Annotated in this window: 17 protein-coding genes; 4 read left to right on the forward strand and 13 right to left on the reverse strand. The window is 42.2% G+C overall.

The features are described 5' to 3' along the window. Positions 1–36: 36 nt before the first annotated feature. The gene (locus ACM0OX_RS01990; protein ID WP_414512638.1) at positions 37–1,209 is read left to right on the forward strand and encodes a hypothetical protein; all 1,173 of its coding nucleotides are present in this window, start codon (positions 37–39) and stop codon (positions 1,207–1,209) included. A 411-nt stretch (positions 1,210–1,620) separates the two neighbouring features. Here ACM0OX_RS01990 and ACM0OX_RS01995 read toward each other — a convergent pair whose 3' ends face one another. The 9 genes from ACM0OX_RS01995 to purC form a co-directional block, all read right to left on the reverse strand. After that, positions 1,621–2,184 carry an IS630 family transposase gene (locus ACM0OX_RS01995; RefSeq protein WP_414512639.1) on the reverse strand — a complete coding sequence of 188 codons (564 nt, stop codon included), beginning with the start codon at positions 2,182–2,184 and terminating at the stop codon, positions 1,621–1,623. Next, a complete protein-coding gene (locus ACM0OX_RS02000) occupies positions 2,181–2,576 on the reverse strand; it encodes a helix-turn-helix domain-containing protein (RefSeq protein WP_245246076.1) in 396 nt (131 codons plus the stop codon). The genes ACM0OX_RS01995 and ACM0OX_RS02000 overlap by 4 nt, the downstream gene beginning before the upstream one ends. Positions 2,577–3,072: 496 nt before the next feature. Then, complete coding sequence (locus tag ACM0OX_RS02005; protein WP_414512642.1) at positions 3,073–4,329, reverse strand: DNA cytosine methyltransferase; 1,257 nt, start codon at positions 4,327–4,329, stop codon at positions 3,073–3,075. A 169-nt stretch (positions 4,330–4,498) separates the two neighbouring features. Next, positions 4,499–5,665 (reverse strand): lipid-A-disaccharide synthase, encoded by a 1,167-nt coding sequence (gene lpxB, locus ACM0OX_RS02010; protein ID WP_414512644.1) that lies wholly within the window; start codon positions 5,663–5,665, stop codon positions 4,499–4,501. 133 nt (positions 5,666–5,798) lie between these two features. Then, the gene (gene lpxA / locus ACM0OX_RS02015; RefSeq protein WP_194046773.1) at positions 5,799–6,617 is read right to left on the reverse strand and encodes an acyl-ACP--UDP-N-acetylglucosamine O-acyltransferase; all 819 of its coding nucleotides are present in this window, start codon (positions 6,615–6,617) and stop codon (positions 5,799–5,801) included. Positions 6,618–6,928: 311 nt separating this feature from the next. Beyond that, positions 6,929–7,459, reverse strand: a complete 531-nt coding sequence (gene fabZ, locus ACM0OX_RS02020) for a 3-hydroxyacyl-ACP dehydratase FabZ (protein WP_194046775.1) — start codon at positions 7,457–7,459, stop codon at positions 6,929–6,931. Between the two features lie 80 nt (positions 7,460–7,539). After that, positions 7,540–8,385, reverse strand: coding sequence for a UDP-3-O-acyl-N-acetylglucosamine deacetylase (gene lpxC, locus ACM0OX_RS02025; RefSeq protein WP_414512646.1), 846 nt, complete (start codon positions 8,383–8,385; stop codon positions 7,540–7,542). 210 nt (positions 8,386–8,595) lie between these two features. Then, on the reverse strand, positions 8,596–11,115 hold the full coding sequence (locus tag ACM0OX_RS02030; protein ID WP_414512648.1) for a BamA/TamA family outer membrane protein: 2,520 nt from the start codon (positions 11,113–11,115) through the stop codon (positions 8,596–8,598). A 175-nt stretch (positions 11,116–11,290) separates the two neighbouring features. After that, positions 11,291–12,028 carry a phosphoribosylaminoimidazolesuccinocarboxamide synthase gene (gene purC / locus ACM0OX_RS02035; protein WP_414512650.1) on the reverse strand — a complete coding sequence of 246 codons (738 nt, stop codon included), beginning with the start codon at positions 12,026–12,028 and terminating at the stop codon, positions 11,291–11,293. Between the two features lie 639 nt (positions 12,029–12,667). Here purC and ACM0OX_RS02040 point away from each other — a divergent pair. After that, positions 12,668–12,943, forward strand: coding sequence for a hypothetical protein (locus tag ACM0OX_RS02040; protein ID WP_104906616.1), 276 nt, complete (start codon positions 12,668–12,670; stop codon positions 12,941–12,943). Positions 12,944–12,979: 36 nt separating this feature from the next. On the opposite strand, the gene ACM0OX_RS02045 is transcribed toward ACM0OX_RS02040, so the two are convergent. The 4 genes from ACM0OX_RS02045 to ACM0OX_RS02060 form a co-directional block, all read right to left on the reverse strand. Next, positions 12,980–15,577: a GAF domain-containing protein gene (locus ACM0OX_RS02045; RefSeq protein WP_414512652.1), complete on the reverse strand. Its 2,598-nt coding sequence runs from the start codon at positions 15,575–15,577 to the stop codon at positions 12,980–12,982. A gap of 194 nt (positions 15,578–15,771) precedes the next feature. Then, positions 15,772–16,902, reverse strand: a complete 1,131-nt coding sequence (locus ACM0OX_RS02050) for a glycosyltransferase family 4 protein (protein WP_414512654.1) — start codon at positions 16,900–16,902, stop codon at positions 15,772–15,774. Positions 16,903–17,143: 241 nt separating this feature from the next. Then, positions 17,144–18,298 (reverse strand): NAD-dependent epimerase/dehydratase family protein, encoded by a 1,155-nt coding sequence (locus tag ACM0OX_RS02055; RefSeq protein WP_335184941.1) that lies wholly within the window; start codon positions 18,296–18,298, stop codon positions 17,144–17,146. Positions 18,299–18,483: 185 nt separating this feature from the next. After that, complete coding sequence (locus tag ACM0OX_RS02060; RefSeq protein ID WP_414512656.1) at positions 18,484–19,002, reverse strand: hypothetical protein; 519 nt, start codon at positions 19,000–19,002, stop codon at positions 18,484–18,486. Positions 19,003–19,293: 291 nt separating this feature from the next. Between ACM0OX_RS02060 and ACM0OX_RS02065 the strand changes: the two genes are divergently transcribed. Both ACM0OX_RS02065 and ACM0OX_RS02070 read left to right on the forward strand, forming a co-directional pair. Further along, positions 19,294–19,647 (forward strand): hypothetical protein, encoded by a 354-nt coding sequence (locus tag ACM0OX_RS02065; RefSeq protein WP_414512658.1) that lies wholly within the window; start codon positions 19,294–19,296, stop codon positions 19,645–19,647. Between the two features lie 78 nt (positions 19,648–19,725). Then, on the forward strand, positions 19,726–21,237 hold the full coding sequence (locus ACM0OX_RS02070) for an AAA family ATPase (RefSeq protein WP_104906609.1): 1,512 nt from the start codon (positions 19,726–19,728) through the stop codon (positions 21,235–21,237). The last annotated feature ends 67 nt before the right edge of the window (positions 21,238–21,304 follow it).

Genomic DNA, 21,304 nt, shown 5'->3' on the forward strand with positions numbered 1-21,304 from the left:
AGACAATAAATAATTTATCTTTTGCACTTATAGGTTATGACGCAGCCGAATAATCAAGAAGTTATTAAGCAAAAATTACAAAAGTTTTACTGGCCTTTATGGTTTCCTTATCCTAGCTCTTGGTTAAAAGCATTGATTTTGACTCTATTTTTGAGAGTTATTATATTTATAGTTCAAAATACTGGAAAGCTAGGTTATGACATCGTATATTTCGTACATAGCCCGGAATTATTTTTGATATTTACAATATTGTTAATTTTATCTCCAATTCCGATAATTTCTTTGACTCATCACTGCTTACACTTACTTGTTAGTCAGTTGATATCAGAAACTCAAGCACCTGAAATAGGTAGAACACACGGATTATTACCAGGAATAATGAGTTGGTGGGAAGGATTGTACGCTTGGCTTGTAATTGTAATTTCTACATTGATAGCACTTTTGTTTTCTATAATACTTCTACCATTATTTAATCCTAACTACGGCAGACAAATTGAATACTATACACAATTAGACAATATCAATAATGAAATCGTAATATTTGGGCTATTCTATATTTCTGCTGGGGCACTGATTTATCAAATTGAATATTTAGTAAAACACCGAATAATATCTGCTTATTCTGGCAACAAAGAAAAAGATGCCAGTGAAGCAAACATTAATTTAGATACAAAGAGAAATACAGAAAAAGAACTCAATAGATTGCGTGGAGAAATGGGGTTACACACAATAAAATCAAATATTTTATCGAATCAGGGACAAAATACAATTATCGAGTCTCGACGGAAGGATCGTAATTTAAATAAAAAGTTGTTGTTCGTTTTTATAATATTTTCAATTTCTCTCGGAATCTACTTTTATTCAAGATTTTCAGAAATACTTCCTCTAACTTCTAAAAGTTTAACACAAATACCATCAAAGCCTGTATTAGTTACACCCTCACCAGTAGCTTCAGAATCGCCGACTGTGTTACTCCAAACTGATACATTCCGAGAGGCAGTAAGTAAAGCAATTAATGCGGCTAACCTGACTCAATCAGCAAAATCTCCAGATGAGTGGAAGACAGTTGTGAGTCAGTGGGAAGGTGCGATCGCACTTATGAAAACTGTGCCATCTTCTAGCCCAAATTATGTAGTAGCTCAACAAAAAATCATAGAATATCAGAAAAATCTCAACTACGCTGAGAAAAATGCCGTCGGTGGCAAGTAATGCGATCGCACCTCAAAGCTAGACTAGAAAAAGCAGTGTGTAGCTTGCCGCCTTCAGTATCGCTCTGATTTACACCTATCCTGATGAAATGGGATGTTCGACACTAAAGAGGATAAATTATCATGCTTAATGGACTCAGGCAACAGGCGATCGCACTGGCGGCTGCTAATGTCTGGGAAGATAGTACATTCTTCCTTACCTGGACATAGTTGCAATGTCTGCAACCATTTAGAGTAGCCTTGATAGTAATAGCGGGTTTAACTATATCGCTAATCATTAAGCAGATTTTTCACTTTCCATTTATCAAGACGTTCCATTAGCTGCCAGAGAATATTGTTCACATCTTCAAGTACAACCTTATACTCCTCATATGTATATATATCTTTTAAGTCATAGTAACTATAGCGGTTCTCAGTTGGGTGCAATATAGTAACAGCAGTGCGTGAACCATCCAATAATATCTTTTTTAGTCACAGCATTTAAGGCATTTGTAATGGCCTCATCTAGCTCTTGATAGGTTCGAGCGGCTTGCGAACGTAAAAATTCTTTCACCTTTGACCAGCAGTTTTCAATCGGTGAAAAATCTGGAGAGTAGGGAGACAAATAAACCAATTTTGCTCCCACAGATTCAATGGCTTCACGGATACCTGTAACTTTATGAGAACTGAAGTTATCCATAACAACAGTTGCACCCGGCTTCATGCTAGGAACTAAAACTTGAGTAACTCCAGTTTCAAACGCCGATGCATTAGTACCACCAGTAAAAGTCATCGCAGCAATGATGCCTTCAGTTGACATCGCTCCAATCATCGTCACATTTTTTCCCCGGCCGTCAGGACAATGACCATAAGCACGACTACCTTGAGGCGAACGAGCGAAGCGTCTGGTCATAGCAATATTTACTCCAGCTTCATCGATAAATACTAAGTCTGCTAAGTTTACTTCTCCGATGATTGTCCAATACTCTGCCCTCAATTTTTGCACCCGTTCTGTATACTTTTCGCTCGCGTGTAATGTTTTTTTTTGCGTGTCAGATTCAGCTTTTGGGTGATTCTGCCCATTGAGGAACGGCTTATCTTTACTTGAGTCTGTTGTTCTAAGCGATCGCACAATTCCACCAAAGTGGCATCATTATCTGACTCTACTAATAACCCTACCAATGCCAGATGCTCATTATTGAGCTTTGAGATTTGACCTCCACCATGAGGTTTTGGCTCAACTGTCCCACTGCTACGATATCGTCTCAGTAAACTTTGAACAAAACTCAAGCTGACACTGAATCTTATTGCCAATTGTCGTTGAGAGCCTTCTTGATTGTTATATGCATTGATCACTTTTTGGCGCAGATCACAAGAGTAAGGTTTCATTCCCTAAATACTTAGACGTTAATATACTCCATTATCTCATACTGTATTTCACTCAAGCAGGAACCGCTATATAGTGGAGTGTAAACCAACTAGCTTTTGGGTAAATTGTAATACGATGATGCTTAGAATTTAAGTCAATAGTTGGGTGTATAATGAGGTTCATATGCGAGGCTGTTGCGAAAAATGAAATAAACCTGGATTCAATAATTTGCTCAACTAACCACGGCATATGAACTAAATAAGTATGTCTTGATGTTTTTTCTAATGCATACTCGTAAGCATTCTTGATGTTGTACCAATCTTCATTTGACATAACAAGAGTGTTAATTAACTCCAAATTAAAAAGTTAGGAAAGCGCTATATAAAATAAATATATATTGTACTCACTTTTAGCATATAAAAACAACGTTTTGAAAAGAATGAGTGTGTATAATTCATTGTTTAAACTATACGTTTTAGCTTGCACCTAATGTCTGATACACTAGATCTGCTTAACTTAACAGTCACGCTGATAATATTGTTCCGCTTGCGACATCTTAAACTGTAGTAGCTTCTCGTCTCCCAACTTGTATCGCAAACTCAGCTTAAAAGGCGAAATATTCAAATTGCGAATAATTTCCGCCCCCACAGCCTTTGCTAATAAAGGTGGTACAGAGTTACCAACTTGTCGAAATCCGTGCCATTTGGTTACATGAAATCTAAACCAATCGGGGTAAGAATGCAATCTCGCCGCTTCCCTGACGGTGATACAGCGCGGCGTAGATGGATGAATCGGTCTCGGAGATGTGAAGGAACCCCTGTACTTATCTGTTCCGGCTCTTAAAGTATTACAGACACCAGCAGGATGTAGCTTATGAAAACGACTAATTTTTTCTCTTTCGCCTTGTTGAGTCTCCTGAAAACGTTTAACAGTTTCCGCAGAATGTTTGGTTCTTAAACTTGAAGAAAGTATTCGCAAATCATATTCTCGTTTGTAAGAATAATCATTATCTAGGCATTTGATACCCCGAAGTATAAGAGCATAGTTACTAGGCTTTTCGTAGTCTGCAACAACCCAATCTCTTGTTAGTAACTCTGGATATTTTTCTATTTCAGGTAAATCTCCAATTGCATCCCATACTGTAGGGCTCAATGGAATGTCAGATATTTTTTTAGAATTTAAATTATTTGGTAATGCTTGTTTAGTAATCGGCTGAGGATATTTCGGTAACTCTACATCCTCTCTTGCACCTATAAGAAATAATCTCTCACGGGACTGTGGTACTCCGTAATTTGCAGCATTGAGAATTTTATAGTTTTCTTCTACTTTATAGCCGTGAATTCTAAACTCGCTAATTAATGTTTGGAGGATTTGTTTATGTTCGCCAACTGTTATCCCCCGGACATTTTCCATCACAAAGAATTTCGGTTTTAGTTCAAAAACCAGTCGATGAAAGTGAAACACCAAAGAGTTTCGGGGATCGTCAACAGCCCGTTTACCAATTAGGGAAAAACCTTGACATGGTGAACCACAAATTACCACATCAATTTCGCGATCGCCAATCTTAGACCGATTCCTAATTTCTTCCCCGGTTGTATCCACAACACTTTTACATAACACTGAGCAATAAGGGAAGTTAAACTCATGTGTTGCACAGTGGATTGGGTCAATTTCCACAGACGCCAGCACATCAAAACCAGCTTGTTCAAAGCCAAGAGTCATACCACCCGCGCCAGCGAATAAATCAACTGCGATCGCTCTTTGTTTTTTCATCTCATAAGCCATGACACCCCAATCTAATTCGTAATTTCTAATTCGTAATTCGTAATTACCATAAAGATAAATGCGGGTTTCGGCAAATAATAGGTAGCTTCGTAATTAATTTTACTCATAAATAAACTGATTGATTCTCTATTTTTAATTACGAATTACGAACTACGAATTACGAATTATTTAGTCGCATTTGCAAAATTTCTTGAGCAGCGCGATCGCAAACCCCAACTTCTCCCAAACTTTGCCGCATTTCTTCATAATCTAGCAAAGTTTGCTCTCTGCGACTGGGATTGAGTAGCAGTTCCATCGCTGCTTGGGTAATATTTTCTACTGTGGCTTGCTCTTGTAAAAATTCTGGCACAATCGACTTCATCACGATTAAATTAGGTGGCGATGCGAAGGTTATTGAACCTTTGAGGATTTTACGAGCTATCCACGCAGTTAAACGACTGAGGCGATAAACAACAACCTGTGGCACATTTAACAGAGCCAGTTCTAGATTGACAGTACCAGATTTGCTAATGGCTAAATCAGCAGCGGCAAAAACTTCCTTTTGTTGACTTGATAGAACTGTAGCCCGTAAACCGTAACGCTCAATAGCCTCTTCAATTGGTTGTCTATAAACTTCCAGCGACAGGGGAATCCAGAAACGAACTTCAGGTAATTTCGCTTGAATAGTTTGGGCAGATTGAAAAATTACTGGTAAAAGGTATTTTAGTTCTTGGCGGCGAGAGGCGGGGAGGAGTGCGATCGCAATTTCTTCTGGTGCAATCCCCAATGTTGCACGAGCTGCTTCCCTAGTAGGAGCATCTTGCATTCGGTCAACCAAAGGATGTCCCACCCAACTAACATTTGCGCCTTTCTCGCGAAAGTAACGGGCTTCTTGTGGAAAGATTGCCAACAGCTTATCTGTAAAACCAACAATCCGATGAGTTCTCCGCAAACTTATTGACCAAGCCCACTCTTGGGGAGCAATATAATACACCACAGGCACATCTGGCAGATGCTGTTTCATATAAGTCCCAATTTCCAGATTGGGAGTCATATAATCGATCAGCACTACCAAGTCAGGTGGATTTTGCTTTAAGGAAGCGATCGCCTGACGTTGCACCTGAAGAGTCGGTAAAATATAAGGCACTCCTTCTAGAATACCCATTGAGCCAATGCTACTGGTATTTCCCAACAAAGTTGCCCCAGCCTCTACCATTTTTTCGCCACCCAGTGCCACAATCTCTAATTCCAACCCAATCGCCACAGCTTGACGCTTCAGCGCTGAAATTAGTAGCGACCCTTGTAAATCGCCAGATACTTCGCCAGTGCTGATAAATATCCGCATTTGATAATTAAAGTTAGGAGTTAGGAATTAAAAGTGAGGAGTTAAAAGTGAAGAGTTAGGAATGAGGAGTGAAGAGTTAAAAAATGTAATTTATCAACTCATAACTCATAACTCCTAACTCCTAACTCCTAACTCACGATTCATCACTTGCGCCTTTTTTCCCTTTACTGGGAATCAAACCACGTCTTCCAGGCATCTGAGAAAGTAGAAGGAAGCGTCGCAGATGCTGCAATTCTTCGCTATCCCCTAATAATTCCAACTGTTCCAAAGCATCCTTAAAAGACAAATCAGAACGGTAGAGAATGCGGAAGGCTTTTTTCAGCATTTGTAAATCTGCTGAGTCCATACCAGACCGTTTGAGTCCGACAAGATTGAGGGTTCGCACCCGCGCTGGATTTCCCTCCACCAGCATATATGGGGCCACATCGCGGTCAATACGTGCCATACCTCCCACCATTGCTTGTCTACCAATATGCACAAATTGATGGACACCTAAAACTCCACTGAGCCTAGCGCGTGACTCTATATGGACATGACCAGCTAACGCCACAGAGTTAGCAATCACTACTTGGTCTTCAATGACGCAGTTATGAGCCACATGGACATAAGCCATCAACAGATTACCGTCACCAATTACCGTCGCTTCACCGGCACCGGTAGCGCGGTTAATGGTAACGTACTCACGAATTAAGTTGTTATCACCAATTTTGACCCAAGTTGGTTCTCCTACAAACTTCAGATCCTGGGGTTCCATGCCGATGGCTGCACCTGTAAAAATTTGATTTTGCGCCCCAATTTCACAAGGCCCCTCTAGCACTGCATGAGCACCGATTATTGTTTCAGGGCCCACTTTGACATGCGCTCCAATCACAGCATAGGCACCGACTTGCACTGTATGGTGGAGTTCCGATTTCGGATGAATTACAGCAGTTGGATGAATTAGCGTTTTCAAGGGTGAATCTCCAGAACTGTCTTAATAATCCAGCGCCAGGCGGGGTTTCTGAGGCAGCGCGTTACTCTGGTTAAGAGAGTTGTACCGACTACCGCCCCATTGAGGCGACTGGCGTTGTTGAGTGTGAAATATTTCAGTGAACGAAAGTGTCGGGCAAAGCAAGTTAAGTGTGTTTGTGAGTGCGTCTCGTAGAGAGGGCGGCGAAAATCAAGAAATTATTCAGATGCTATTGTGGATTTTTTAACTGTTATCCTATTTCAGGATTCAGTAGGGGCATTTCACGGCTATACCCATACCACGAAAGCAAACTTTTAGCTAACTAAAGAAAACATTAATTCCCCTTCACAAGCAAGTTGACCATCAACTTCGGCACGACCTTGCATCTTACCGAAACGACGTTGTTTTACCCATAACAGTTCCACCGTCATGACTAGTTGATCCCCCGGCACGACCTGGCGACGAAAGCGAACTTTGTCGATACCAGCGAAGACGAACAGCCCGCCTTCTACCGAAGACATTTGAGTTAGGACAATGCCTCCAACTTGTGCCATTGCTTCAACAATTAGCACCCCTGGCATCAGTGGACGTTCAGGGAAATGTCCTTGAAAATGGGGTTCGTTGATAGTGACATTTTTAACCCCAACAGCTTTTTTACCTGGCACGTAGTCAATTATTTTGTCTACAAGTAAGAATGGGTAGCGATGGGGTAGCAATTTCTGAATTTCTTCAGATGTGAAAGTTGTTTTTATCTCAGAACTGATTGTAATCTCATTTATACCCTGTGGTTCGGTAGATGTAGGTGTAGTCGTATCGATGGTATTCACTTCAGTGAGGATTGACATTGGCCGTGTAGTTGATTTTTTATCTAAAAGTTGAGTAGGCAGGCGTATATCCAAAGCCTTAATAATCCTGAATGTAAACTTTAGATCAAATCTAAAATTTTCTGAGCCAGTTGAATGTGTAAATTATGACTGGCTTTATACGCTAAAAAATGAGCACGAGGAAAAGTTCCTAGTAAACTCAAATCTCCTACTAAATCCAAGATTTTATGACGGACTGGCTCATTTGCAAATCTCAACGGTGGATTCAGCCAGCCTTCTGGGCCACAAACGAGTGCATTATCCAAACTGCCACCTTTAATTAACCCTGTTTTTTGTAAGTGTTCAATTTGATGTAGTAACCCAAAAGTACGAGCAGGAGCAATTTCCGCAGCAAAGCTAGCAGAAGTTTTTTCTAGTTCAGCGGTTAGCGACCAACTATGCCATTGATTACCAATAGCGGGCAGGTCAAAATCAATACCGTAACTAAAACGGGTTTCTGCTGCTGGAAGGGCACATACAAAGGCATCCCCTTGATTGACCCATATTGGTTCTGTAATAGCCAAGTGAACTTGGTTGTTAACGGGTTGTGAGACTAAGCCAACTTGGGCAATATTGGCTGTCCACACACTTGCTGAACCATCTAAAAGTGGAACTTCTGCACCATCAATTTCAATTCGGGCATTATCCACACCCATACTCGAAAGTGCTGCCAACAAATGCTCTACCGTGCGAACATATACCTCACCCTTACCCAACTGAGTTGAGAGAACAGTGTGATTAACTGCTGCAACTTGGGCTGGAATTATTGGCAAATCCGGTAAATCCACCCGCACAAAGTAGCGTCCACTTCCCGCCTCGGCTGGTAGTATCCGCACCTGGGTATTCACACCGCTATGCAGTCCCACCCCTATTTGGGTGATTTGATCTGCTAGAGTGTGCTGTCGCATAGCCGAAAAGTTAATATATTTCCTTTAGTATTGTTCATCGTCTGTTTTGGTAAAATCCATGATATTCCCTGAAAAATGTCATTAATCCCTTTATCGGAACAGTATTGAGGTAAATGTAACAATTAGCAAGCTAATCCAGAAAAGTTATGAGTTAACAGTGAAAAGTGAGGAATTAAAACTCATAACTCCTAACTTCTAACTCCTAACTGGTTAAAATCTTTCGCCAATACCGAAATTAATCCGACTGTCACCATCATCGTTGATACCGTAGTCAATCCGAATCGGCCCCAGTGGAGATTGGACGCGAACGCCAAGACCATAGCCGAAGCCACTGCCATTTTTGTTCAACACTTCAGCAGCCCTAGTACTAGTTCCCAGGTCACTACCGAGATCAAAAAATAGTGCCCCACTAACTACTGAAAAAACTGGAAACCGATACTCAACTGATGCTTGCACATAAGAGCGTCCACTACCTAATGCTCCTTCTTCATAACCCCGAACGGAGTTGCTACCCCCAAGGGTAAAAGCTTCGTAGGGAGGCAAGTCTCCAATGATGGTTCCTGCTTGCAGGTTAAATGCTAAGGTTTGTGCCCCTTTGCTGAGGCTAATCAGCTTAATGGGTAAATATTGGCTGTAGCTACCCCGGAATCTGGTCAGGAAGATGTTGCCTAGCCCCACAGGGACTGACTGATCGACTCCAAAGCGGAGATAAGAACCACTAGTGGGTTGCAGGGGGTTATTACGGAGATCGCGCTGTGCCCCCACTTGCAACAGTAGTAAATCGTCTTGACCGCCGCTAGAGAGAGTCAGTGGAATTTCATCACTCAGGCGGTTTCCAGTATTATCATCAAATACCGCTCCTGTTTTTCTCAGATTGCCGTCAGCATCACGAGCGGAAACTCGTTGATACTGTAAACCCGCTGAGGCAGTCCAGACAGAAGTTTTATAAGGGTTGGCAGATAAGGGACGGGTAAAGGTGACACCACCACCTACACGGAGAATCCGGGGGCGATCCTGAGAATCCACATCAGTGGGATTACCCGGATCAAATGTCCTAATATCTTCATCTTTACCATCGAAAATCAACGAAATAGAACTGCGACGGAAAATATTGGTTGTGTAGGAAGTCCGGTAAGGATCTCCTGCGATCCAGGGGTCGGTAAACCGCACGTCAAACAGCAGTTCTCGTTCTCCCACCTGTATTTCTGTCCCCAGTTTTTGGTTCCTACCGTTCAGGTTTTGCTGTTGATAGCTAACTGTTCCAAAAAGTCCGCTAGCAGAGCTAATCCCTGCCCCAGCAGCAATAGAACCGCTGCTGCGTTCAGCTACATTCACTACTACATCCACCTTGCTGGGGTCAGTACCAGGGTCAAGGGATACATTCACATCTTCAAACAGTCCCAGTCCATACACGCGCTGTAGGTCTTTTTGCACTGTGTTGCGATTGAATACTTGTCCTGGCTTCAACTCCACTTCTCGGGTAATGATGTACTCCTGTGTCCGTCCGCGAATTGGTTGTCCTTTTTCGTCTGTCTCTTGACCATCTTTATTGCGGAACCGGACTCTAATATTCTCTACTACCCCTTCTGCTACTTGTAAGGTAACAACTCCGTTTTCAGAGACTTGTGGCGCTCCAATCACGTTAGCTAGTACGTAACCTTTGTCTTGATACCGTTTGTTTAACTGCTTGATGCCCTCTTGCAAGTCACGCAAATTGAGAATTTTGCCATACTGCTCCTTAAATACTTCATCTACAGTGTTAGCTGGTAGTACCGAAGCGACACCAGTGCCAGGATTGGCTTGCACTTCTACTTTGCTCAAGACGGGATTAGGCTGGACAACAAAGCTCACCCGCACTCCCAAGGGGGTATCTTCTGGCGCTGCTTGGACGTTGGAGAAGAAGCCAGTACCAAAGATAGCGTTAATATCTTCTTGCAGTTGGCTGCGGGTGGTTGTTTGCCCTGGTTGGGTACGAATTACTCTGTAAACTTGGCTTTCCAGTTCTGGTGATAGTTGCCCAGTCTGGGATCTAACTACTACTTCCGATACCAGTACGCGGGGATCGTTGGCTTCTGGGGCTGTGTTGGGTTGAGTATTGCCCGGAGTTGTCTGCGGGTTAACATTCTGAGGACTGGGAGTAGTGCCTGGGAGCGGGTTAACATTCTGGGGACTGGGAGTAGTGCCTGGGAATGGCGCAGGTGTTCTTTCTTGACTAGCTGGGGGGGGAATTTCTGGAGCAGTTGATGGTTCTGGAGTTGTGGGTAATAAAGGTTCCGTTGTCGGTGGATTGACATTTTCTGGAACTGGAGTGGTCTCAGGAGTTGGAGAAGGCGTTGGTTCTTGAATTTCTGGCGGTGGAATGTCTGGAGCCGGAGACGGCTGTTGAGTAGGGCTGGGATTGATTTCAGGGGTTTGTGCAGTTGTTGGCGTTGTGGAGGTTGGCACAATTACCTCTGGATTCGCGCTTGCTGCTGGATTGGCAGGGTAAATTGCGACGACGCGGGATTGGGGACGCTCTGCCTCTATAGCTCCTGTGGATTTAGGTCGAGATTCTAGACTTTTACTAGAGTGAACCTGACCAGTATCCTTTTCTGGCTGCTGATTTGTTTCTAGTGTCAAAACTTCTGTTGTCTGTTTTGAACTGTTGGCGGTTTCTGCTTTTGCACTCAATGATCCACCCAATGGGGCTGCAATTGCTACTGCTGCCAGCAATACGGGAGATAAACGCATTTTACTTATATTCCTCTTCACGACCACACACACACCATCACAAGGCAATAATGCCCTTATCTCAAAGGTAAAACTCAAAACATAATTTTTTTCTTTTGCTTTTTTACTTTACAAGGCAAAAGGCAAAAGGCAAAAGTTAAATATAATTCCTTCTGACCTTTTGGTTTTTACCTGGTTAACTTATAGTTTCTACTGCTTTTAGCACTCTTTGTAAGACCTCCTGGTAGGCATCCTCTACATTTCCTAAGTCTCGGCGAAAGCGATCTTTGTCCATTACCCGGCGGTTTGAGTCCTTTTCTGTGGTATCCCACAAACGGCAGGTGTCGGGGCTAATTTCATCTGCCAAGAGCAACTGCTGTTGTGAGTCCAAACCAAACTCTAGTTTGAAGTCTACTAGGGTAATGCCACACCGCTGCCAAAAGTGATTGAGAAATTCATTGATTTGCAATGCTAGATGGGTAATTGCGTCTACTTGTTCCGCAGTTGCTAGTTCTAGCAGGTACAGGCGATCGCGTGTCAACAAAGGATCTCCTAATCGATCGTTTTTATAATAGAACTCAACCAAAGGCTGTTTCAGAATTGTACCCACTGGTAAACCTGTTTGCTGACACAAACTGCCAGCAGCAATATTTCTGATCACCACTTCTAAGGGTAAAATCTTTACTGCCCTCACCCGCATTTGATTCGGGGCAGGACTATCGATAAAGTGAGTCTTTATACCATAAGCCTCCAACTGTTTAAAAAGCTGGCTGGAAATGCTACAATTAATGCTCCCTTTTCCTTCGATGTTGCCACGCTTTTGGGCGTTAAACGCCGTGGCATCGTCCTTAAAATCAGCCAACAAGACTTCTGGATCGTCCGTTGTATAAAGAATTTTTGCTTTGCCTTCGTATAACTTGGAATTAACAGACATGGTGGCGGGTAGTGTTTTAGGCGATGGACAAAAATTGTCCTTTGAGGCTTCACCATTTTATCTTTAGTTATTAACTATTAGCCATTGGTGATTATTTAAGAGGAGGCAGGGGCAGGTTAAAATAATTAATAACCAAATACCTAGCCCAATTTTCTCTTCTGGATCGCTGGTTAATAGCTAATTGCCAAATATTTAAAACTAAATCTCTAACTTTTAACAGAGGACAATTAGCTTTCGTATCTAGTATCCTCACCTAAGTAGTTTTACTATCAGGATTTTAATTAGTTTTGAAAGAATAAGTTACCAAGACATACTGATATGTCATAATAATTTGTGCCTAAAGGTTTCGATTGAAGCTAATTACAATTTGAACTTCATAAATTAAGATGAGATAAATTGATAACCGTGAGGAAAATAAAATATTCTCTCTGGTTACTTGAGCGAAAAATTTTTTGTAACATTTAAAACACAAAATATTTCCAGCTTTATCGTCTAGTCTCAAAATCTGAATTAAACAATTCTCGATCAACAATTGGAAAAGGAGTCGGATGATCTGATTTACCCCAATCTGACAAAAGTAAAGATTAGGTTAGCTAGTAATTCAGCTTCAGAAACCCAAACACAAGGTGAATTGAATAAATGGAGAAAAAAATAGTGAACAAGGATGATTTTCTCTTCCCTCGCGGTCGCTACTACGGTCAAGTTAAGCCAGAAAACTTGGTTTTTAATGCAAATTTACAGGAATTTGCTCAACGGGTAAGTTACATTTGCAACTTAGAAACAGGCGGAAAAGTGCCTCCAGGTGCAGCTTACGAACAAATAAAGGATCTGTGGAAACAATTGAAACGCTCAAAAAAAGAGCTAGGAATTGGCGAAGATCCGTTTCAAGATGACCAGGGAGAGACTCAAGGTTGAATGGGGCATTGGGTATGGGGAACTGACAAATGACGACTACTTAGTAAGCATTGTCCAGATACCATCCCAGGACTCTGGAGGCGGCGTTTGTTGGTAATTACGCGCACGCTCTAGGTGGATATCAACAGCTTGGTCTTGGGGTTGGATAGATTTGGCGGACTCGAAACAAGCGATCGCTTGTGAGAAGTTGCGCGATAAATAAGCAGCGCGTCCAGTATGATAATGGAACAAAAACTCTTGAGTGTTGGCATCTAACTCAGTAGTGCGATCGCCAATTAACTCGTAGATATTAACTGCCTGGTGTTTCCCTTTGACTCGGATTTTATCTAACTGGCGCACCCAAATGCGATCGCTGCACAATTTGTAAGTAAATTCACTCAAAAGAATATCACAACCGTAATCTTTAGTTACCGCTTCTAAGCGCGAACTTAAATTTACACCATCTCCAATGACGGTGTAATCCATCCGTTTGCGGGAACCAATATTACCCGAAACCACATCTCCAGAACTAATCCCAATGCCAATACGAATTTGCGGCTGGGCCTGGATAATTCGCCGTTGATTAAATTCCTCTAAGCGGCGTCTCATATCTAACGCTGACTGTACAGCCCTCCAAGCATGATTTTCTGTCAATGGTAGCGGCGCACCAAATACCGCCATTAAGGCATCACCAATAAATTTATCGAGAGTACCTTCGTGGTTAAAAACCGCCTCTACCATCGTTTCAAAATACTGATTGAGCAGCAATACCACCTCAGCTGCACCGAGATTTTCTGTAAGTGTTGTATAGCCCCGGATATCAGAAAACAAGATAGTTACTTCCTTCCGTTCGCCTACCATTAAAGCATCTTCCCCTAGTGCCATAACTTGTTCAGCGACATGGGGCGTCAGGTAGCGGGACATGGTAGTTTTCATCCGTTTTTCCTGAGTAATGTCTTCTAAAACCACCAAACCACCGCGGACACCGCCTTCTGGGTTAGTCAGGGGATTAACAGTAAGATTGATATTGCGCTCTAATGTTTGTACCTCATGAGAAGTGAGAAACTCAGATTGGGGAGTCAGAGGTTGATTCCAGGGAATAAAAATATCGGGGTTCGTGCGATCGCGCACTGCTAAAATTGAGTGATAAGTACTGAATGCTAAGTATTGAGTTTCACTTTTAACTCCTAACTCCTCACTCATAACTTGATGCACTCCCAGCATCAAACTTTGCTCTGGCACATAATGTTTAGCTCCAGTTTTGAGACTATCTTCTAGTCGCATTTGGAGATTTTCAATTGGCACAACTTCCCAAACTAGGCGACCAATCAAATTTTGTTCCCACAAAATCTTGTTATTTTTACTATTAGCGTCTCCTATTGGACAACCCAGCAACTCTAGGGCTGCATCATTAATCGTGACAATCTGTCCTGCCATATCTGTAGAAATCACAGCATCTGACAGACTTTGTAAAATATCTTTTTGATACTGTTTTTCTAACAGTACATTTTCAAACAGCCGAGCATTTTCTAAGGCAATTCCTGCCTGATTATTAAAAGCCCGCATAAACTCTTCATCAGAAGCAGTAAAACTGCTTTGTTGCTTATTAATTAATTGTGTAACACCAATCAATTCATTTGCAGAATTAAATACTGGTAAACATAAGATATTGCGAGTTATATAACCAGTTTTTTTATCTGTAGTTGGGTCAAAGCGGGGGTCTTTATAAACATCGGAAATATTTAAGGCTTCACCAGTGGAAGCTACATATCCAGCAATGCCACGGTTAGCAGGAATGCGAATTTCTATCAAGTTTGTGCCATCTGCTGCCACTGCAACTTTCGTCGAGAGTTCGTTTAGCTCTTTACGATATAAAAACAGTGTGCTGCGGTCTGCTTGCATTAAAATTCGAGCTTGTTCCATGACTATCTGCAAAGTTGCTTCTAAATCTAAACTTTGCCCCAGTGTCTGAGTTGCCCGCAACAAAGCCGTTGCGCCTCTTTGATTACGAGCCGCTACATAAAAAGATTGGCAGCTTTCCAGGATAATACCAATTGAAGCCGCAAAATCTCGAAAACGTTCTTCATCATCATGATTAAACGGAACGTTCCCGGTTTTATTAGCTAGTTGCACTACCGCGACAGTCTGGTTTTTACTACTGATAACGGGCATACATAAAATATTACGGATTTTGTAGCCCATTTGTTTTTCGAGTTCTGGGCTAAATAGGGGATGAGTATAAGTTTCAGATATATTGAGATATTGACCTGTACTAGCAACATGACCAGGGATACCCACTGTAATGGGAGTACGAATCTCTAAGAATTTTTGGGTATTATCTTGAGGAACTTTTGACCACAGTTGACCTTTGTCATAATCAACTAAAAAAATGGCTGTATGTTCTGCTTGGAGAATTTGACCAATTTTGAGTGTGATAGCTTCTAATACTTTCTCCAACATAGTTTCTAGAGCTTCATTATTGATTAGTTCAATAGCTCTCAGAAATTGCTGGAACTCAGCAGTTATAAAGTCGAGTAAGCAAACAAATTCATTAACAGATAAGTCTTTGACACGACGCAGTAGAGCATGAGCACGATTAACTTGAGTCAGTTCAGTTAATGTAGCCAATACGCTGCCAGAGTTGGGGAGTGTCACGTTGCTTCGCTCCGAATTAAAAATTCAAAATTCAAAATTAATAATCCCCATAAATAAATGGGCTTGTATCATGAGTTTGTTTCGGTCATAAGAATTTTAGATTTTGGGCATAGAGCATAGGGCATAGATTTATTAATTCTTCTTCCCCTGCCTCTCCTGCTCCCCTGCTCCCTCATCTCCCCACTCCCTACCTCCTATTTTGCCAACTGTTCAGAAAATATCACCTTTTGATAGTAATCTTGTAGCTGCTTGGTAGCAGCTGCCCAACCCCAGCTTTCTGCTTCCTGGCGGGCATTTTGACGGATGATATCTCGTTGTTGTTTTTGTTCTAATAGTCGAACAGTAGCAGCTAACGCTCCTTGAACATCTGCTGTTGGCTCAAAAAGATATCCATTTACGCCGTCTGTGACAATATCAGGAATTCCCCCAGAACGGGCTGCTACCACGGGACAGCCAGCAGCCATTGCTTCTAATAATACTAAACCTAGTGTTTCTGTACGGGAAGGAAAGATGAAGGCATCAGCACTTGCAAAGGCAGAACCTAACTCTTGTCCCATCAGATAGCCAACAAAATAAGTGTTTGTGCCAGCAAAGTGTTTTTGCAATGCTTGACGGTGCGGCCCATCTCCAACCAATGCTAACCGCGCTTCGGGAATTGCTTCTAAAATTGGTTTGATGCGCTCAATTTCTTTTTCAGCCGAAAGTCGCCCAACGTAAAGTAATAATGGACTTTCTGGATGATTTTGTGATAGGCGCGATCGCATCTCTACACTAGCTAAATCGGGGTGAAATAATTCTGTATCTACCCCACGTTGCCATAAATCTACACGTTCAATACCGTGTGCTGTCAGTTCCTCTACCATTGCTGTGGAGGTACACAAATTCAAAGCAGCTTGATTATGAGCGCCTTTGAGTAGTTCCCAAAGAAAACCTTCCAGCATCCCCAAGCCGTAATGCTGGAGATATTGGGGTAAATGCGTGTGGTAAGACGCCACTAAGGGTATTTTGAGGATTTTGCTATAAAATATGCCAGATAAACCTAAAACTGCTGGATTCACGACATGAATAATATCTGGCTTAAACTCTTCTAAAGCGTAACCAATGGCTGGGCGGGGAAGTGCCATTTTCAATTCTGGATACAATGGCAGAGGAAAGCCAGTAACGCCGTAAACTTTAGCGCCTTTGTGTTCTGTGATGCCTCCATCAGGGGCAATCACCAATACTTGATTACCACTGCGCTGGAGATGATCGACAGTATGACGCAGGCGCGTTACAATGCCGTCAACCTTGGGTAAAAAGGTTTCGGTAAATAGGGCAATTCTCATAAAAAACTATTCAGTCCAGGCAGATAATCTCAGCTTAAGAGTGCATTTTGCTATTAAACACAGAGTAAACTGTCTCGCGTCCTGTAATCAATTCTGCACAATCAAAATAACTGTAGTAAACAGTAAACAGTAAACTTAGTAGTAGCTGGAAGATACACCTGATAAATAATAAATATTTGGTCGTCATATTGTGCTAAAATACGACGACCATTTTTAGACCCACGATTTACTGGGGTTTATTTTAATTTCTGTGCCAGGAGACTTTAGGCAGAATTTGTTTGCGATCGACTCGCGTTTGATACTTGATGGCAAAGTTTAACAGAGAATCGAGTAGAGAATCAGAAAGTAAGTGAGGCTGTAAACCTAAATCGAGCAATTTTGTGTTTTTAGCATTAAAGTAATGTTCTTCTTTCTCAACTCTGGGATTATCTAGGTGATTGATTTCTACGTTCAATCCCATAGCGTTACCAGCTTTTTTCACCATCAATGCCAAGTCGCCGACGCTGAATTGTTCGGTAAATTGGTTAAATACGCGGAATTCACCAGCTTCGGCAGGGTTAGCGATCGCTAATTCCACACATCTGACTGTATCCCGAATATCCAAAAATCCGCGAGTTTGTCCACCTTTACCGTAGACAGTTAACGGATGTCCAATTGCTGCTTGAATACAAAAGCGGTTCAGTGCAGTACCAAACACACCATCGTAATCCAGCCGATTAATCAATAGTTCGTCTATCCCCGTTTCTTCGGTTAAGACGCCATAAACTACACCCTGATTTAAATCAGTTGCCCGCAATCCCCAAATCCGGCAAGCAAAGTGGATGTTATGACTATCATGGACTTTGCTTAAATGGTACATCGAACCGGGTTGCTTGGGATAAGGTAGGGTATCCTTGCGTCCATTGTGTTCAATGGTGATATACCCTTCTTCGATGTCGATGTTGGGTGTACCGTATTCGCCCATCGTCCCCAGCTTCACCAAATGACAGTCGGGGAAATCTTCCCGCATGGCGTACAGCAAGTTCAACGTCCCAACTACATTATTGACCTGGGTAACAACTGCATGTTCTCGGTCAATCATGGAAAATGGAGCCGAACGCTGTTCGCCAAAATGCACCAGAGCATTTGGCTGAAATTGCTGTAATGTTTTATGGAGAAATTCGTAATTTGTAATATCGCCGATGAACAAATCGATAGATTTACCCGTCAAATCTTGCCAGCGCTGGAGACGTTGTTGAATTAGTGCGATCGGAGTGAGAGTTTCGACACCAAGTTCATTATCCCAATGCCGCCGCACCAAACTATCTAGAATTCCAACTTCATAACCTCGATTGGAAAGGTAAAGAGCAGTTGCCCAACCGCAATATCCATCACCACCAATAACCAGGACTTTCATCTTCACCAGTTTTTACTCGCTGATAGCTAAATCTATCAGGTTTCTGTACCCTCTTAATCATTATTCTGGAGGAGATGTGGATTTTGGAGGGAGATGAGGGAGATAAACAAAACTCCTAACTCTTAACTCAGCACGGGCTGAACCCTAGCTATCCGCTAACAGCACTCCTAACGCCCAATGCCCCATTAAAACTTTGAAATCCGATACTGCTGGGCAATGTAATAAAACAAACGATAGTAATTTTGAAATTCCTGGCTCTTACTCCGTCCCTGTAAATGGTATTTCACTTGACTCTGAGTTAGCGTCAGTGTCATCGAACTTACTCGTTGTTCGACTTCTACAAGGAGTACCCCAGCTACCCCTTGAGCGGTCTGAAAGTTGGATTTTATCTTTTTCATGGACTCTGGATCGTTTGGCAGCTGATGACTTGCCCATCCGCGAATTTCCACTGAGTTATCCTGTGGTGAAATAAATGCAATTCCATCACCATTTTCTGAGGCTACTAAAGAAGCCCAATTACTCGGATATGGAAATTCAAAGCCATAACGAGAGTTGCTATAAGTTTTCCAGGCGATCGCTCCGGCATTAAAATCATTTACAGTACAACCCCACAGCATGATTAACAGGGCAATGACTCCGCTAACGCTGGCGGCAAACCGATAAATTCTTCGCCCCAAACTAGAGATTTTATTAGCAGTAGCCATTTACATCACACATTTTGCCAAAGTCACTGATTTCATAGAAATACCAGAAACTCTGATATTGCACTATTCTCAATCAGCTAACTAGTAATCTGCCACATCAATTTTAAGAGATTCGTAGTGAGCGATTTATCGCTCAATTTCAAGGGCTAGAGCCACTAGTGATGATGCCAACAACCTAAAAATGTAAATAAATGTAACGAAATAGACGTTAAAACGTTTTACTGTCTTGACAACCAATAAAAGAACCGATAACTTGATATACATACCCGGGTAAGACCGTTAAAGAGTTATATGCAAACGCAAACTAAGCAAAAGGTCACTTTGTATTTATCGCCAGAGTTGCACAGAAAACTGAAGATTCGTTCAGCAGTTGATTCCGAGCCGATGTCAGAACTTGCAGAACGTGCCCTTGGTTTTTACCTATCTAATCAAGAGTTAGTTGACGAGTTAGAAGATTCTACTTATGGGCGGACTCATAGAGTTTATTCATGCCCAACTTGTGATAGCTCACTAGTCTTACGTGATGGGGAACTGGTTACTTTAGGCAATCAACCAGGAGTAGTTGGTCAAGAGCATCTTTCTCTTAATGAGATGGATGAAGATGAAACCAATCCCAAGGGTGAGGAAGAGTTAGTTCCTTGCTAAATAGATATTCATGATTCGGTTGTCTTTACCAGAAGCAATGTCTCTACTGTCTCTATAAGGTCTCAAGTAGGTCGAAGTATGAACGAAGAGCTCAAAATCCTAATTCAAGCTCAATACCCTTTAATCTACCTTGTGACCTCCGAGGAAGAGCGGGCCGAGCAAGCAATTTCCACAATCGCCCAGTTATTAAAGCCCCAGCGTCGAGTATTTGTTTGGACAGTAACACACGGGATTGTTGAGTATGGTCAACCTCGTAATGTCACCCAACATAATACCGTGTCTCCAGAGGCGGCGATTGAGTGGATCATCCGGCAGAAAGAACCAAGTATATTTATTCTTAAAGATTTACATCCCTTTATAGATGCGCCTGCAACTAACCGATCGTTGCGTGATGCGATCGCTAGTTTCAAAGGTATGCAAAAGAACATCATTTTGATGTCCCCAATGCAGCAAGTACCTATAGAACTGGAAAAAGAAGTTGTTGTTCTCGACTTTACATTGCCAGATATGGCTGAGTTGAATAAAGTCTTAACTCACCATATAGAGCAAAATCGTGGTCGGCGACTGACAACAGAAGCCAGAGAAAAACTTCTCAGAGCTGCTTTGGGTCTAACTAAAGATGAAGCTGAGAAAGTCTACCGTAAGGCACAGGTAACTAAAGAGCGTTTGACGGAAGATGAAGTAGACATCGTTTTATCTGAGAAAAAGCAACTAATTCGGCGCAATGGCATCTTAGAATACATTGAAGAAGATGAAACTATTGATGCTGTAGGTGGCTTAGAAGAGTTAAAAAGATGGCTCAAGCAGCGCTCTAACGCTTTTACAGAAAGAGCGAGAGAGTATGGTTTGCCTCAACCAAAGGGGATGCTAATTTTAGGAGTTCCCGGTTGCGGTAAGTCATTAATTGCCAAAACTACTTCCCGACTGTGGGGTTTACCACTGTTACGGTTAGATATGGGGCGAGTCTACGACGGCTCAATGGTGGGACGAAGTGAGGCAAATCTGCGAAACGCCCTGAAAACAGCAGAATCTATTTCCCCGGCGATTTTGTTTATCGATGAATTAGATAAATCCTTTGCTGGTAGTGGAGGTTCCTCTGATTCTGATGGGGGTACTTCAAGTAGAATCTTCGGCTCTTTCCTCACTTGGATGCAAGATAAGAAATCACCAGTGTTCGTGATGGCAACTGCCAACCGAGTAGAACGCTTACCTGGGGAATTCTTGAGGAAAGGACGCTTTGATGAAATCTTCTTTGTCGATCTGCCAACACCGGAAGAACGGCAAGATATTTTCAATATTCATCTGACCAAGCGCCGTGAAGACATCTCTCGATTCGATCTTGAGCAATTAGCCAAGATGTCTGATGGCTTTTCTGGAGCAGAAGTTGAACAAGCGATCGTTGCGGCAATGTATGAAGCTTTTGCCCAAGATCGGGAGTTTACCCAACTAGATATTATTGCTGCACTGAAGGCAACATTGCCGCTGTCTCGAACGATGCAAGAACAAGTAACGGCTCTGAGAGATTGGGCCAGACAGCGCGCACGCCCCGCAGCATCCTCCGTAGCTGAATATCAGCGAATGGAGTTTTAAAAGCTTTCCTCTGCCATCCCAGGGGGAAAGGCTAGCTGAAAATGCTAGCAGTTATAAGAAAAGCCGC

The organism is Nostoc sp. PCC 9305 (assembly GCF_963920915.1).
Taxonomy (GTDB): Bacteria; Cyanobacteriota; Cyanobacteriia; order Cyanobacteriales; family Nostocaceae; genus Nostoc.

Bases quoted from the DNA above. Each gene is read 5' to 3' on its own strand.
- ACM0OX_RS01990 (WP_414512638.1), top strand. From the start codon at position 37: ATGACGCAGCCGAATAATCAAGAAGTTATTAAGCAAAAATTACAAAAG.
- ACM0OX_RS02000 (WP_245246076.1), bottom strand. From the start codon at position 2,576: ATGAAACCTTACTCTTGTGATCTGCGCCAAAAAGTGATCAATGCATAT.
- ACM0OX_RS02005 (WP_414512642.1), bottom strand. From the start codon at position 4,329: ATGAAAAAACAAAGAGCGATCGCAGTTGATTTATTCGCTGGCGCGGGT.
- lpxB (WP_414512644.1), bottom strand. From the start codon at position 5,665: ATGCGGATATTTATCAGCACTGGCGAAGTATCTGGCGATTTACAAGGG.
- fabZ (WP_194046775.1), bottom strand. From the start codon at position 7,459: ATGTCAATCCTCACTGAAGTGAATACCATCGATACGACTACACCTACA.
- lpxC (WP_414512646.1), bottom strand. From the start codon at position 8,385: ATGCGACAGCACACTCTAGCAGATCAAATCACCCAAATAGGGGTGGGA.
- ACM0OX_RS02030 (WP_414512648.1), bottom strand. From the start codon at position 11,115: ATGCGTTTATCTCCCGTATTGCTGGCAGCAGTAGCAATTGCAGCCCCA.
- purC (WP_414512650.1), bottom strand. From the start codon at position 12,028: ATGTCTGTTAATTCCAAGTTATACGAAGGCAAAGCAAAAATTCTTTAT.
- ACM0OX_RS02040 (WP_104906616.1), top strand. From the start codon at position 12,668: ATGGAGAAAAAAATAGTGAACAAGGATGATTTTCTCTTCCCTCGCGGT.
- ACM0OX_RS02050 (WP_414512654.1), bottom strand. From the start codon at position 16,902: ATGAGAATTGCCCTATTTACCGAAACCTTTTTACCCAAGGTTGACGGC.
- ACM0OX_RS02055 (WP_335184941.1), bottom strand. From the start codon at position 18,298: ATGAAAGTCCTGGTTATTGGTGGTGATGGATATTGCGGTTGGGCAACT.
- ACM0OX_RS02060 (WP_414512656.1), bottom strand. From the start codon at position 19,002: ATGGCTACTGCTAATAAAATCTCTAGTTTGGGGCGAAGAATTTATCGG.
- ACM0OX_RS02065 (WP_414512658.1), top strand. From the start codon at position 19,294: ATGCAAACGCAAACTAAGCAAAAGGTCACTTTGTATTTATCGCCAGAG.
- ACM0OX_RS02070 (WP_104906609.1), top strand. From the start codon at position 19,726: ATGAACGAAGAGCTCAAAATCCTAATTCAAGCTCAATACCCTTTAATC.